At 51.4% G+C, this 15,123-nt stretch carries 11 protein-coding genes and 1 riboswitch; of the genes, 5 read left to right on the top strand and 6 right to left on the bottom strand.

Features of this window, described 5'->3' with window-relative positions; genetic code table 11:
• Positions 1–447 precede the first annotated feature (447 nt).
• A riboswitch (cyclic di-AMP (ydaO/yuaA leader) is annotated at positions 448–667 on the top strand.
• Positions 668–854: 187 nt separating this feature from the next.
• Positions 855–2,138 carry a glycosyltransferase family 4 protein gene (locus ACQ4M4_RS24720; RefSeq protein ID WP_430687146.1) on the top strand — a complete coding sequence of 428 codons (1,284 nt, stop codon included), beginning with the start codon at positions 855–857 and terminating at the stop codon, positions 2,136–2,138.
• 166 nt (positions 2,139–2,304) lie between these two features.
• Here ACQ4M4_RS24720 and ACQ4M4_RS24715 read toward each other — a convergent pair whose 3' ends face one another.
• A complete protein-coding gene (locus ACQ4M4_RS24715; RefSeq protein WP_430687145.1) occupies positions 2,305–3,729 on the bottom strand; it encodes a glycoside hydrolase 100 family protein in 1,425 nt (474 codons plus the stop codon).
• A gap of 710 nt (positions 3,730–4,439) precedes the next feature.
• Here ACQ4M4_RS24715 and ACQ4M4_RS24710 point away from each other — a divergent pair.
• Entirely contained in the window at positions 4,440–4,583 is a 144-nt protein-coding gene (locus ACQ4M4_RS24710; RefSeq protein WP_430687144.1) for a hypothetical protein, read from the top strand.
• 152 nt (positions 4,584–4,735) lie between these two features.
• Here ACQ4M4_RS24710 and tsaE read toward each other — a convergent pair whose 3' ends face one another.
• Complete coding sequence (gene tsaE / locus ACQ4M4_RS24705; protein WP_430687143.1) at positions 4,736–5,197, bottom strand: tRNA (adenosine(37)-N6)-threonylcarbamoyltransferase complex ATPase subunit type 1 TsaE; 462 nt, start codon at positions 5,195–5,197, stop codon at positions 4,736–4,738.
• Between the two features lie 407 nt (positions 5,198–5,604).
• On the bottom strand, positions 5,605–5,829 hold the full coding sequence (locus ACQ4M4_RS24700; protein ID WP_430687142.1) for a Calvin cycle protein CP12: 225 nt from the start codon (positions 5,827–5,829) through the stop codon (positions 5,605–5,607).
• Between the two features lie 338 nt (positions 5,830–6,167).
• On the opposite strand from ACQ4M4_RS24700, the gene ACQ4M4_RS24695 reads away from it, so the two are divergent.
• Positions 6,168–7,418 carry an FIST signal transduction protein gene (locus ACQ4M4_RS24695; RefSeq protein WP_430687141.1) on the top strand — a complete coding sequence of 417 codons (1,251 nt, stop codon included), beginning with the start codon at positions 6,168–6,170 and terminating at the stop codon, positions 7,416–7,418.
• A gap of 78 nt (positions 7,419–7,496) precedes the next feature.
• On the top strand, positions 7,497–8,966 hold the full coding sequence (dacB, locus tag ACQ4M4_RS24690; RefSeq protein WP_430687140.1) for a D-alanyl-D-alanine carboxypeptidase/D-alanyl-D-alanine endopeptidase: 1,470 nt from the start codon (positions 7,497–7,499) through the stop codon (positions 8,964–8,966).
• Here dacB and ACQ4M4_RS24685 read toward each other — a convergent pair.
• The 3 genes from ACQ4M4_RS24685 to ACQ4M4_RS24675 all read right to left on the bottom strand — a co-directional run bounded on the left by ACQ4M4_RS24685 (position 8,938) and on the right by ACQ4M4_RS24675 (position 14,210).
• Positions 8,938–11,253, bottom strand: coding sequence for a PAS domain-containing sensor histidine kinase (locus tag ACQ4M4_RS24685; protein WP_430687139.1), 2,316 nt, complete (start codon positions 11,251–11,253; stop codon positions 8,938–8,940). The genes dacB and ACQ4M4_RS24685 overlap by 29 nt on opposite strands.
• A 382-nt stretch (positions 11,254–11,635) precedes the next feature.
• Positions 11,636–13,528: a molecular chaperone DnaK gene (dnaK, locus tag ACQ4M4_RS24680; RefSeq protein ID WP_430687138.1), complete on the bottom strand. Its 1,893-nt coding sequence runs from the start codon at positions 13,526–13,528 to the stop codon at positions 11,636–11,638.
• A 241-nt stretch (positions 13,529–13,769) separates the two neighbouring features.
• Entirely contained in the window at positions 13,770–14,210 is a 441-nt protein-coding gene (locus ACQ4M4_RS24675) for an Hsp20/alpha crystallin family protein (protein ID WP_430687137.1), read from the bottom strand.
• Between the two features lie 275 nt (positions 14,211–14,485).
• On the opposite strand from ACQ4M4_RS24675, the gene ACQ4M4_RS24670 reads away from it, so the two are divergent.
• Entirely contained in the window at positions 14,486–15,070 is a 585-nt protein-coding gene (locus tag ACQ4M4_RS24670; protein WP_430687136.1) for a hypothetical protein, read from the top strand.
• Positions 15,071–15,123: the final 53 nt, after the last annotated feature.

The raw sequence follows: 15,123 nt of genomic DNA, 5'->3' as shown, positions 1-15,123 counted from the left end.
GAAGTTCCTTCCTTGTTCCTCTTTGAGCTTTAATTCACCCAGTTGGGGGATGGATGCTAATCATGCGGTTAAGTTGAAAAGTGCTCATGTTTTCTTCAAGAGTTCAAACTGTTGTCCAAATTTTTCACATGAATTTGCACATGAGTATGAGTAAAAGCAGCAAAGGATGAGATCAAAAGGATAGCGATCGCCAAACGGAATCAAGGCTTAAGCTGTGAAAATTCATTTTGTTGAAACAATTTGCGATTCTTGATAGCTAACCGAAGCCGTACCTGATACAAATACTTTTTTGCATCAAGTACGGTAAACCGTAAATTAAAATCGGTAGTTTCTAACTGCTTTTGGTCATCTCCTATACCAGGCTTATCCCTTTGGGGTGATGAGTTGACTAAAAACTTTTGGTAAGCTATTCTCGCAGCAAAACTCATAAGTCAGCCTAATTCAGTAAGGCTTGAGTTGCCGAATTGGCTAATCAAAGCACCTTACTGGAGCGGAGGAACCAAACTTTGGGGCATATCTTTTACGGAAGGGAACTGAAGAAGCCAGCTAGAAACTTGCAATTTTCAATTGCTTACAGCTCTAACTGGTCATACTCAAAACCTTCAAAGGAAGGGCAACTCTCAGCCCTAGCCCGTCAGCTAACTTCGTCGGCATTGAGAGGGACTGTACAATCGGCACAGTTGCTTGCAAAGTCGCTTTGCACAATTGTTTTACGGTTCGATTTTCGTCAGTATCCTTCAATTTCAGTATGCGGCTTTGTAGTAGTTTTGTGCCGGCTCTGACACTGAGGGTCCAATAACTATTGCCTCTGGTGTCGAGCAAAAATCGTGAACCATGAGGTGAAAGAGTCAGTCATGTTTCCAGATCAAAATCGGCGAATTGCTCTAATTTCTGTTGCTGGCGACCCAGCAGCCGAAATTGGTCAAGAGGAAGCTGGTGGCCAAAATGTGTATGTTCGCCAAGTGGGCGAACATTTGGCAAAGCAGGGTTGGATCGTTGATATGTACACCCGCAAGAGCCATGCAGATCAGCCAGAAATCGTGCAGCATTCTCCAACCTGCCGCACGATCCGCGTTCAGGCTGGGCCGTTAGAGTTTCGTAGCCGTAATGAACTGTTTGAGTATCTACCCGAGTTTGTTAGCTCAATGGAAGCGTTTCAGCGCCGGGAATCGGTATCTTATTCGCTTGTCCATACCCACTATTGGTTGTCGTCTTGGGTGGGGATGAATCTACGGCAAAAGTATCCACTGGTGCAGGTTCACACCTATCACTCATTGGGAGCCGTAAAGTACAAGGCGATCGCTCAAATGCCTACTGTGGCGATGCAGCGTCTGCCGGTCGAAAAAACCTGTCTTGAGACGGTTGATTGTGTTGTGGCAACTAGCCCGCAGGAGCAAGCTCACATGCGGGAATATGTTTCGGAACTGGGCAATGTGGTGATTGTTCCATGTGGCACCGATATTCAACGCTTTGGCAATGTATCGCGCCAGGAAGCGCGGGCACAGCTCGGTTTAGATCCCGATGCCAAGATTGCCTTGTATGTGGGTCGATTTGACCCACGGAAAGGGATCGAAACGTTGGTTCAGGCGATCGCCCAGTCCAAACTACGTGACCACGAAAACCTGCAGCTAATTATCGGTGGCGGTAGTCGCCCTGGTAAAAGCGATGGGAATGAGCGCGATCGCATCGAGAAAATTGTTCACGAGCTAGGCATGCAAGACATGACGAGCTTCCCTGGTCGGTTGGATGAAACGAATCTACACCTATACTATGCGGCAGCCGATGTGAGCGTTGTGCCCAGCCATTATGAGCCCTTTGGCCTAGTACCTATTGAGGCAATGGCCAGCCGCACTCCCGTTGTGGCCAGCGATGTTGGTGGATTGCAGTTCACCGTCGTTTCTGAAGAAACAGGTTTGCTGGTACCGCCCAAGGATGTTGATGCGTTTGCTCATGCAATCGATCGCATTTTAGAAAACGACACGTGGCGAGCCGAATTGGGCAACAACGGTCGCCACAGAGTCGAAACCTATTTCAGTTGGGAGGGAGTCACCACTCAGTTGGGGCAGCTCTACGACAAACTGATTCAGGGAAACGCTAAGAATCTAGAGCAAAAGGAGACACCGCAAGTTGCGGCGTAACCGCTCTAGCCGTTGAGCGTTTGGTGCAATCAATTTTAGATGCATCGATAAGATGAATAAAAAAAGAGTTCATGGCTATAGTTCGTGAACTCTTTTTTAACGTCAGTTTCGATTAAGGGCTGTTCTGAGGTTTGCGCGCTGCGCAAACCTCAGAACAGCCCATCCATCAGCTAATGTCTTGAACTTTTAACATCCAATCCAGCACATCTGGATCTTCGTTAAACGAAATAAGATTTAGGTGTTCTGGATGGGCAATCAGCTCTTTTGCCAATAGGAACCCCGCAATAGTCCAAGTTTGGTACTTACGGGATGCTTTGCCCACCAATCGACCATGCCGACCGTCGTAATATTCGGGCCACTCGTCCTCACTCAGGCGTTTTTCGGCAATGGCGATCGCCCGCTGAGCCATATCAACGCGTCCTGTCTTCACCGCTGCCGCCGCCAAAAACCACATGAGCACTGGCCAGTTGCCGCCATTGTGATACGACCAGGGCACATTTTTGGGATCGCACCCAGTCAAAATCTTCCATTCCAAGTCAGCCACGGCAGGATAGCAAATCTTCATTGGCATGTAGCCCACCAAATCTTGCCACCGCTGCTCGATTAAATCCATGATGAGCTGAGCTTCATCATCACTCACCAGCGAACTAATCACCGCCATCAAATTTCCCAGCGTAAAAAAGCGGAAATCCATCCGAGCTGGCCCTAAGTTTCCTGCCAAAAAGCCACCTCGCTCTGGCATCCAGTCATGAATCCAGTCGGGAATGGAGTCGGGATAGATGTTGAACTTGTTAACCGCCGAAATCCCAAATTCTTCGGCTCGGTAGCGATAAATATTGTTGAGTCGCTTTAAGTCCAGCCAGTAGTACTGGCGGATGTGATAGCTCAAACTGCCCAACCGCTGGTTCACAATGTGGTAGTAAATGTCGCGCTTGAAGCCGGGAAGTAACAGCTCCCGCGCAGCTCGCAGTGCTGCGTAAAACAAAGCCTGAATTTCGAGCGGATGCCCATCTACACCCATGCGACGGTCAATCATAAACGCGCCATCGGGCACCAACATGGTGGGATACATATCGAAGCGATCAGCCAGGCACAGCTTGAGAATCCACACGATACCCTGCTGAAAATCGGGCTGATGCGCCAGTTCCCAATCACCGCTGGCTTTGACATAGGCCCGCAGTAAGATCATCCACCACAAGCAGGAATCGACGGGAGTAACTCGACCGATTGCGTGTTCACCAAAGTCGGCCACCAAGTATTGTCCGTCGCTTTCCGACACGACCTTAAAACTGGCTGGCATCACGCCCAGTCCTGCATTAAACCAGTCCATTTGCTTGTCGCTACTTTGCAGCGCCAACGTTTCGATCAAAAAGTTGCGAACCATGTCGTATTCGCCTTTGATCAAAAACAAAAGTGCAGAGGAGACAAAGTCACGCACAAAGCATTGGTCGTAATTCAATGCCTCTACGGTTGGGTCGCAGGCGGCAACGGTTCCTACGGGGCGATCGCCCACGTAGACCACCGAACGCTCTAGTAGCTGCCATGCTGCGTCGACCTGGGGACCGACCTGTGTTTTGCTCGAAGTTTCCATGCTGTCCTGCTGAGTGAAATACCAAACGTAGAGCCAGTAAAAATTTGAGTAAATGTGCTTGAAAAGCGGATCAAAAAAGTATGAGAGCTGGGGTAGCTGACAGAACCATTTCACTCCACCAAGGGAAATAGGCCGCTCATCCCAGTCCGCTTTATCCAATCAATAAACTATCAATCTATAACATTTGTAAATTAGTGACAGTCAGCTCTCAATTGCTATCAAAATACCTCTGAGAAAAAAGAATTTTAATGAATCGTATTGCCGCATTTCTAGCCAGCGGATTAAGTACGGTGGCTAAGCAATCTGTGGGTAAGAGGATGTTTTAAAGGTTCCAATGGCAACCCCAACCTCCCCCGACATCCCCCAAAATTGGGAAACTGTGAATGAAAAACAGGGCTGGAAGTCCCCCAGAATTGGGGGGTTGAGGGCGAATGCACACCATTTGACACTTCTCAGACACCCTTTAAGCTGCGGTTGGTAGTGCCACTTATCCGGTCCTATGCCGCAACCTTTGTGGGGGCTACTAGCCCATGGCTAGCAAAGAGCCACTGCATGGGTCACGGATCAGGCTGAACCAAGGCACTAGCACGGCGGCATGCCGCCGTGGAGGCACTCAAGGAATCGACTTGCGACCATCCATATTCGTGAATCCGAATTCTTCAGGATACGGATTCTCGGTCAATGCATAGCGTTGAGCAAGGGAGATCCGCTTGCACGCCTCACCCAAGCTCCTGCTTTTGCTGTTTGCGCGATCGCTCACAGGCCACAAGCAAGGCAGCTCAGGAAAGATGCGGCAACGGCACCCAAATCGCAATTCCCAAGTCCTGCAAAAGATTATCGTGACTTCAGATTAAGCCGTTTTCAAGGAATACAGCCATGCTTTTGTCGCAATGGTTTATTAAACTCTCATAAAATACTCGAGAATTGTTAAATATTTGACCATAGCCGCCAAAATCGGGCGAAAATCAACCGAAATATTGCGGGACAACTTCGGCAACCGCAAAACTTATACGCTGAGCTGAGGGAGCCGTACTCTGCCGACGGATGTGAGCGTGGCATGGCGATCGCCCCGTTCCGTTGCTTGCAGCACAATCTCTATATAGTGGGCAGGTCGATAGGAAAGGCGCTCTGCCCATTCAATCGCCACAATACCCGGCGCGTACTCCTGACCATCCCAGTAGGTGTCTAGATAAAGCGCATCAACCTCGGCTAGCGTGAGCCGATAAAGATCGAGGTGATACAGCGGAACCCGTCCTTCGGGATATTCGTTGACCAGGGTAAATGTTGGGCTAACGATGGGATCAGCAATTCCCAAGCCACGCCCCAATCCCTGTACCAAGGAGGTTTTGCCGCTGCCCAAATCGCCTTGCAATAGCAACACCGTTCCAGCCGAGAGCGATCGCCCTAGTTGCTCTCCCAGGCAATGGGTCGCCTCCAAATCTGGCAAATCAAGATTCACACTCACCATATTTCCTGCGTATCTCGTGCCTTTTGTCGCTGATATGACTATCCACCCCGTCTAGCTCACCTTGCAACCGGCATCATGCAATATCGGATAAGCCGACGGTATCGTTAAAAGTTCTAAACTTCATCCAATCAATCTTTCATTCAATCAAACCATTGACATAAAAGACAGAGAAGCCTGATTTCAGACAGATTTCAAAACTCTATCGTTCACTTTTCCCGAATTGCGATTCATTAGAATTTCCTGTTCTTCTGATATAAAAAACCTATCAATGAACGCAATTTAAGTGAATCGATAAAGTCAAAGAATCTTCATCGACCTGTCCACTTTGTTGAAGGGCTAGCATTGAAAAAGGGCATGTTTCCATGCCCTTAAAATATCCTGAAAAATGACCTAAGAAGACAGGATACTTAGTTGTCGTAAACGCGGCACTCAGCAGCTTCCGGGTTATCGTCGCAGTATTGCTGAAGTGAGTTTTTGTTGGTATCTTTAGCACGCTGGTGAGAGGCTTCTGCTTGCAGTTCTTCAACCGCATCCCATGCAGCTGCACACTCAGGAGATCCGTTACCGTTCACCTCGCAAGCTTCGCGGGCTTGTTGGCGCTCTTGCTCAATTTTTGATTGAATATCGCTCATAGCTCTCAGTTAAACCGATATTTTTCTGAACTGTTCCAATTTTAGACTACCGTGAGGAGTGGTTCTATTAAGTCACCCATGCGGAGGATTATTACACGCCCACAAAATTTAGATTGGAATCTTTAGTTTATGCTAACGTGCGATCGCAGGTTCTTGCCTGTAGCTATTGTTACTAAAACCGACCCACCGCTAGCTCTGGTGTATCTATCCCCTCCCAAAATGGTGATTCATCCTGAGATTGCATGAGAATCTAAAGATCTTTAGGAGATTTGGTTTGTCATTTGGTTTCCAAAACAGCCCAAAATGGAAAAAGGATTCGCAGGATAAGGGACGTTACGATGCCAGAAGCCACACCGGGCCGCATGAAGTGGGCCAGCGCACTCTCAACCAAGCCATCGCTCGAAGCCGCTGTCAAAGAAGTGGTTGAGCAGGCACAGCAGCGGCTTCAGGCATCTGCCGACCTCGCGCTTGTGTTTATTTCCTCTGCCTTTGCCAGCGAATATTCTCGGCTGATGCCCCTACTCAAAGAGCATCTGTCAGTCTCCGCGCTGATTGGCTGCAGTGGCGGCGGCGTTGTAGGAGTCGATGGTTCTGGCGGCATTTGTGAGCTAGAAGACGAAGCCGCGCTCACCCTCAGCTTGGCGCACTTACCTGGGGTCAATGTTCAAACCTTTCATCTGGTGGAAGAAGATTTGCCCGATCTCGACAGCCCACCCAACCGCTGGTCAGATTTGATTGGGGTACCGCCAGAAGATCGGCCCCACTTCATTTTGCTCAGTGACTCGCTCTCATCTGAAACGCGTGATCTGCTGCCCGGGTTGGATTATGCCTATCCCGAAGCCGTCAAGATTGGCGGCATGGCAACCAGCAGTTCCATGTCAGGGAACGGGCTATTTCGAGATTTTGAATTTTATCGAGAAGGAACCGTTGGCGTTGCCCTGAGTGGCAATGTTGTGCTGGAAGCGATTGTGGCTCAGGGGTGCCGCCCAATTGGCCATCCCTACCGCGTGATAGAAGGCGAGCGGAACATTATGCTGAAGCTTGAACAGCAGGATGAGTCGGGCGAGGCTAATGATGGCGAAATTTGCACACCGCTAGAAGCCCTACAGTCGCTCTACCAAGACTTGGATGATGACGAGCAGGAGCTAGCCCAAAACTCGCTGTTCATTGGGGTGGCCCAAAGTGAGTTTAAGATGCGGCTGGAGCAGGGTGATTTTTTAATTCGCACAATGCTGGGGGTTGATCCCCGCGTTGGAGCCATTGCCATTGGCGATCGCGTTCGTCCGGGGCAGCGCATTCAGTTTCACCTGCGCGACGCCGATGCCTCGGCGGAAGATCTAGAAATGTTGCTGCAGCGCTATCGTCAACAGCACGTTGGCTCATCGCCAGCAGGGGCGCTCATGTTTACGTGCGTAGGCCGGGGCGAAGGGTTGTACGACGAACCCAACTTTGACTCCAAGCTGTTCAGCCAGTTCATTCCCAATGTGCCCCTGAGCGGCTTCTTTTGTGGCGGTGAAATTGGCCCCGTGGGCAACTCTACCTTCATCCATGGATACACCTCTGTCTTTGGCATTTGCCGAGAGCCGTAGGGCGCATCTATTGAGATGGAAACCCTGGAAACATCAGAGGTATCGCACCCGTTCTCTTACTCCATTACGTCTTCTGCTATGCCCCAAACACATCGGTTCGCGCTCCTGTTTGCCAGCTTGAGTGTGTTGCTAGGAGGGATGGCAGCCCAGGCCAGCGAGGTGTGTCCTGCAAATTTGGAGCAGGCGATCGCCCGTACGATTGAGCAAAGTTCGGTGCGCGATCGCACCCGATGGGGAATTTTAGTGGAAACCCTGGATGGAAGCCAGCGGCTGTATGCGCGAGATGCCGAGCAATTTTTCATTCCCGCCTCAAACGTGAAGCTGTTCACCACAGCTGCCGCCCTGGCACAGTTTGGGCCAACCTATCAAATTCGCACATCGGTGCATCGCACCACTCGGCAGGATGCAACGGAACTCCAAGTCGTAGGACGGGGTGATCCCAACCTGGGAACGGCCCAGCTTCAAACTCTGGCTACCCAGTTGCAAAACCAAGGGATTACTGCAATCGATCGACTGGTTGCCCATGACCATCACTTTCGTGGCGACCCGATCAATCCCAACTGGGAATGGGAAGACTTGCAGGCGGGCTATGCCCCTCCAGTCAACAGCCTGATTGTGAACGAAAATGCGATCGCGCTTCGGTTGATTCCCCAGCAGTTGGGGCAGCCGTTGCGAGTGGAATGGACTAACCCCGCCCATGCAGCCGGATGGACCATCGACAACACCTCACAAACGGTCGCAGCCTCCGAACCAGAGTTTACTCGCCTGGGACGCGATCCGGGTACGCGGACCCTCCGGGTGTACGGTCAGTTGCGGGTTGGAGCCGCCCCCGAGGAGGACGCCATTTCCACCCCCACCCCCACCCAGCATTTTCTGCAAACCTTTCGCCAGGTGCTGAGCGCGGCTGGAATTTCAGTCCGGCAGTTAGCCCCTGGCCCCAGGGTTGCCTTGCCCAACGAACCCCTGACTGATCCAGAAGTGGCAGCAGTACTGTCGCCCCCCATGGCTGAGCTGATCACAGAAGCCAATAGCAACAGCAATAATCTGTACGCCGAGGCACTGCTGCGATCGCTAGGTGCCGCCACCTCACCCACCACCGAAAACACTCTGCAAGCAGGGTTGGAGGAAACGGAGACGATACTTGCATCTTTGGGAGTCGATGCGACGGGTCTGATATTGGCCGATGGTTCTGGCCTTGCCCGCAAAAACTTGGCCACCCCCATCGCCTTGGTAGAAACGCTCAAGGCCATGGCCCAACATCCCCATGCAGAGGTATTTCGGCGATCGCTCTCCGTTGCAGGCCAAGCGGGTACGCTGCGCAGTCGGTTTCGGGACACGGTCGTAGAAGGACGGCTCTACGGCAAAACAGGGGCCATTAGCGGCATTACGGCTCTCTCTGGCTATCTCAATCCGCCTAATTATCCACCGCTGGCATTTAGCATTCTGGTAAATCACTTTGACCAGCCCGTGCGATCGGTGCGGCCCACGGTAGATGAAATCGTACTCACTTTGGCCAACCTTAAGCCCTGCGCATCAGTTCAGCGTTAGGCTCTACCGGAATTTCGATAATAAACTCAGCGCCCTGACCCACATCCGAATGACACCTCAGCGAGCCACCGTGTTTTTCGGTAATGATTTGGTAGCTAATCGACATGCCAAGCCCAGTACCTTTGCCAATGGGCTTGGTGGTAAAGAAGGGGTTGAACAAGTATTGCTGATGATGGGGGGCAATGCCGGGGCCATTGTCTTTGATGCTGATGCGAATGTGATGGTTGGGCAGGACTGCCGTTGTAATTTCGATGGTGCTGGGATGGGTGGTGAGATCGGACACGGCGCGATCGCAGTCTCGCTCTTCCAGGGCATCAATCGCATTAGCCAAAATGTTCATAAACACTTGGTTGAGCTGCCCTGGGAAACAATACACCTGGGGCAAATCTCCAAAGTTTTGAATTACATTAATGCCGGGGCTGTAGTATTCCTTCTCATCAATACGAACCGTTTTGGCCCTAAGCCGATTTTGCAAAATCATGAGGGTGCTGTTGATGCCTTCGTGCACATCTACCAGCTTGTAGTCCGCCTCATCCATGCGGGAAAAGTTGCGTAAGGAAGCCACAATTTCTTGAATGCGATCGGCCCCAACCTTCATCGAATTGAGCAATTTGGGCAAATCTTCAACCAAAAAGTCAACATCAATTGCATCGGCTTGCTCGGCAATTTCCATCGTGGGATTGGGGTAATGCTGGCGATACAACCGCAGCAGGTTCAAGATGTCGCGGGTGTAATCATTGGCGTAGACCAAGTTGCCATAGATAAAATTAACGGGATTGTTGATTTCGTGGGCGACTCCAGCGACCAGCTGCCCCAGGCTCGACATTTTCTCGCTTTGCACCAGTTGGGTTTGGGTGCGCTGCAGCTCGTGTAGGGTTGTCTCCAGTTGGTGAGCCCGATCGCGCATTTGCTGGTACAAGTCGGCCTGCTCGATCGCGATCGCCAAACTGTTGCACACCGATTGCAGCAGTCGGGTTTCGGCATCGGTCCACCGTCGGGGCTGCTGGGTTTCGCTCACGCTGAGCAAACCAAACATGCCAGAGTTGGTTTGGATTGGAAATGCCAACATGGCCCGCAGCCCAATCTCTTCATGGAGGCGATCGCCCAAACAAGCCATATCATCCACACGCACGGGCTCTAGTTCCAGTAGGGTCTGGGTAAAGGTGTGAAAGTATGCCGCTGGGTAGCAACTTGGGGCGATGGGAGTACCCGCTGCATTATTTTCTGCAACGATTTTCCAATAGGGTTTGGCATAATCGGGCACATACCAAGCAAATTGACAGCGCTCAGCCTGAATCTGTAGGCGAATTTCGCGAACAGCCGTCTCTAGAATGGTGTCTACATCAAGCGAATGTCGAATTTGGTGCGTTAGCCGATTGAGCAAGTTCTCCTGTAGCACTTTTCTGCGCAGCCGCGCTTCCGATCGTTGCAGTTCTGCTTCGGCGCGCTTGCGATCGCTAATATCCAGCACGGCCGCACATACACCAATTGGCTGTTGCTTTGCATCTGGTAATGGGAAATAGGAGACCAGCCAATGCCTCAGCACGTCAGGCTGCGATTGGGCCGGGGTTTCAAACTCAATGTTAATCACCGACTCCCCTGCCAACACCCGATGAAACACAGGTTCTAAGTTGTCGGCGATATCGGGCAGGGCTTCTGCCAAACTTTTGCCCAAATGCTCTTCAATCGGCTTGCCGTTAATGTCGGCCATGACCTGGTTGATGTGGGTAAAGCGCAAATCGCGATCGTTGATGGCTAATCCCATCGGTGCGGCGGCAAAAAAGGCATCAAGCAGTTCGCGTTGGCGGGCCAGCTCTTGCTCCACAGCTCTGCTAGCGGTAATGTCGCGGGCGATTGCATAGGTTAGGTTGGCGGAAAACGACATTGCAGACCACGACAGCCACCGATACGAGCCATCCTTGCAGCGATATCGATTGCTAAAGCTTGGGGTTTCGATGCCAGCCTGCATGTGTTGCAGCATGTCGCTCGTGCGATCGCGATCATCAGGATGCACCCAGGTAAGAAATGGCTGGCTTTTCAACTCTTGCGAGGTATAGCCCAACACTCGCGTCCACGCCGCACTCACCCACAAAAAATAACCGTCGCTTCCCGCAACGCAAAACATCTCTTCTGACAGCTCAAAAAATTGGAGCAGGCGATCGCGCTTTGTTCTCATCTTTTGGGCTTGCTCACGCGCCTGCTGCAACTCAGCCATGAGTCGAGCATTCTCTTGGCGCAGTTCATCTAGATTCTGTGCAGAATCATCGGTGGTAGAAAAAGATGTCATACCCAGCAATCAACCAGCCAAACTTACTCTAGAAATCCCAAATCGCTTCCACAAATTGCTATGCCCACCTGGAAACTTAAATCCCGCCAAAGCCAAAGCCCATCAAGCCACTCAGCTCCGTTCTTCGCATATCGAAAGTGGTGAATGAAAGCAGTAAACGACACCGCTGCATCATTTTCTGGTCACGACAAGAACGGAGTGCCCAGAAAATGATGCAGGCGCATGTCTTTCCCACACAAATGGTTTACTTTATATGATGCGGCGATCGCCCGAACCACGCAATCAGCCATAAAAGTTTGCCCCCCTTGCAAAACAAGGGGGGCAATACCAGAGGGCAACTTCAACGCGCCATCGAGCGCACTGAGTTTAGTTTTGCGAACTGCTATTTGCTTTCCACAAAATCAGCATCAATTACGCTATCATCCGAACCTGTGCTGGGGCCAGATGTCGCTGCTCCTTCAGCAGCATCGCCGCCCGCCTGACCATACACAGCACTGCCAATCTGCATCAGCGATTGTTGCAAGTCCTGGGTGAGAGCTTGGATGCGGCTGGCGTCTTCTCCTTGAACAGCCTGGCGTAGCTCAGCAATCAAGCCTTCAATGCGCTGCTTGTCGGTTGCGGGCATCTTGTCCGCAAACTCTTGCACTTGCTTCTCGGCTTGGTAGGCCAGGGCATCTGCCGTGTTGCGAGCATCCACCAACTCACGACGTTGGCGATCGCCCTCAGCATTGCGCTCAGCCTCTTGCACCATCCGCTCCACATCGTTCTTGTCAAGCGTCGAAGCCCCTGTAATCGAGATAGACTGGCGCTTACCCGTTGCCTTATCCACCGCCGACACCGACAAAATTCCGTTGGCATCGATATCGAAGGTGACTTCGATTTGGGGAACACCGCGTGGGGCTGGGGGAATGCCATCCAGTTTGAAGGTGCCTAGGCTCTTGTTATCGGCAGCCATCTCCCGCTCGCCTTGCAGCACATGCACTTCCACACTGGTTTGGCCATCTGCCGCCGTCGAAAAGACTTCCGACTTCTTCACAGGAACCGTGGTATTTCGAGTAATTAGCTTGGTCATCACGCCGCCCAGGGTTTCCAATCCCAGAGACAGAGGCGTCACATCCAGCAGCAAAATGTCTTTCACATCGCCCGCCAGCACACCCGCCTGAATCGCAGCACCCACGGCCACCACTTCATCCGGGTTCACCCCCTGGCAGGGGTCTTTGCCGATAATGCGGCGCACCACGTCCTGCACCGCAGGAATGCGAGTGGAACCGCCCACCAGCACCACCTCATCAATGTTGTCAGCAGCCAGTTTGGCATCCTTGAGCGCCCGCTCTACGGGAATGCGGCAGCGATCCAACAAGTCCGCCGTCATCGCCTCGAACTGGGCACGAGTCAGCGTCACTTCTAAGTGCTTGGGACCATCTTGCGTAGCGGTAATAAAGGGCAGATTGATGGTGCTTTGAGTCACGCTCGACAGCTCAATTTTGGCCTTTTCTGCCGCTTCTGTCAGTCTCTGGAGGGCTTGCTTGTCTTTGCGCAGGTCAATGCCCTCTTGCTTTTGGAAAGCGTCGGCCAACCAATCCACAATTTTCTTGTCGAAGTCATCGCCACCCAGGTGAGTATCGCCCGAGGTAGAGAGCACTTCAAACACCCCATCACCCACCTCCAAAACGGACACATCAAACGTACCGCCACCCAGATCAAACACCAGGATCGTTTCGTTCGATTTTTTATCCAATCCGTAAGCGAGTGCGGCAGCCGTTGGTTCATTAATAATTCGCACCACTTCCAGGCCCGCAATCTTACCTGCGTCTTTCGTGGCTTGTCGCTGGGAATCATTAAAGTAGGCAGGAACCGTCACCACAGCTTTGGTCACAGGTTCACCCAGGTACTTCGCAGCATCGTCTGCCAACTTACGCAAAACCTGTGCAGAGATTTCTTCAGGAGCAAACTGTTTTCCTTGTTGGGAACTGTTCAGCTTCACGTTCCCGTTACTGTTCACAACACTATAGGCAACTTCTTTCGATTCATGGGTAACTTCGTCATATCGGCGACCAATGAATCGTTTGACTGAGTAGAAGGTGTTGTCAGGGTTCATAACGCTTTGCCGCTTGGCAATTTGCCCCACTAGGCGATCGCCATTTTTGGCAAATGCCACTACCGACGGGGTTGTACGAAAGCCTTCTGCATTGGCAATCACAATCGGCTTACCACCCTCCATGACTGCGACGCAGGAGTTTGTCGTTCCTAAGTCAATTCCAACAATCTTTGTCATCGTTCGTCCTCTGTTCTGTTACCAAAAGGTTTAGGAGATTCAACGGTATCTACACAACTCAACTGACTGAAACCAATCTCATGTCATTTCCACTTAAGGGAAAAAAGGCTGCCAGTTTGGGAAAAAGCACGTTTTATTTTGCTGATAGCTGACAGCCTTCATTGACTCGTCTTACCGTCTGTTCGTTGTCGTCTTAGGGGTTACACCTGCGATCGCTCATGCAAGAGCGACAAACTGTTGTCTAGCCCAAGTTCACCTTCACAACTTTGTTCTTTTCTTCTTCGGCTTTGGGCAGCGTCAGGTGCAAAATGCCATCTTTGTAATCAGCCGTCACGGCCTGATTATTGATGCGAATCGGCATCGAGATTACACGCTGGAAGGAACCATAGCGAAACTCAGAACGGAAAGCACCCTTCTCTTCTGTTTTGGTTTCGGTCTTGCGCTCGCCTCGGATTGCAACCGCATCGGCAGTCACTTGAATATCCAAATCCTTAGCATCAATTCCTGGAACTTCAAGCCGCAAAACAATCGCGTCATTGGTTTCTTCTAGCTCAGCCGCCGGGGCAAAATGAACACCAAAGTCACGGCGGGCAGTTGGCACCAACACATCATCAAACAAACGATTCAGTTCACGCTGTAGCGTATCCATTTCGCGAAGAGGTTCCCAACGTACAAGTGCCATATCCTTTTCTCCTCAGTGTGAGCAATAAGTTAGTGCGTTGATGAGGGAGTGTTGAATCGGTGGGTTACTCGCCTCTGTTATCAGAATAAGAAATACCAGCAAAACCTTGGGTTCGGTTCTGTGAACAGTTTTGAGTGAGATAGCCGAACATAATTCAACCAATGCACACCATACGGTTGAGAAAACCGTAACGAACCGTATCGTCATCAGAAAAAGCAATATTGTGAAGTGTAGGGAGAAGAAGAAATCGTCACAATCAAAACATCGTGAAGCATATGACAAGTCGAATTCGTTCGATGATGGGGGGGATGATGACGATCGCGCTAGCCCCATTCGTGCTAACCGCCTGCCAAACCTCCGAACCATCCCCCCCTATCTCAGAAAGTCTAGACAATTCAGATAATCCAGCAAGCCTAATTGGGGCTCGCTACCCCGGTGATGGCATGCCCAGTGCTGATATGGAGCTACTGGCGGCCTCCATGTTGCCAGCCCTGCGAGGCACCGAAGGCGGCATTACCCATGCCAAGCAAAATGGGCAGCACTTGGTATGGCTACAAGTGCCCGCTGCCACCGATGCTCAGGGCAGCATTACCGAATGGGAAATTGTGGATGTGGTTGCCGTTCCACCCGCCATATCCCAGCAGTTAGAAGCGAACGAATCGACCCTGTTCATTGGCGGTCGCTGTCGTCGGCAGGGTGACATGTCCGCAGCGGATATTGTGGCTGTGATGGCCCGGGCGGAGACAGAATGGTTTGAAACCGAGCAACTGGTATGGCAAATCGACGCGCAAAATGCCCGGCTCCAAGAAGTGCCTGCTGGAGACATTGAGCTTCAGTGCGAAAACCCCAATCTCGGCTAATCTGTAGGGCTGAGATCAGGGGGTTGAGTACAACAACGAAGTGGGCCCCGCCA

The organism is Leptolyngbya sp. AN02str, from assembly GCF_050565595.1.
Taxonomy (GTDB): Bacteria; Cyanobacteriota; Cyanobacteriia; order Elainellales; family Elainellaceae; genus Kaiparowitsia.
Note: the sequence above shows the minus strand (reverse complement) of the source record. Positions and strands in the feature narration are given on the sequence as shown.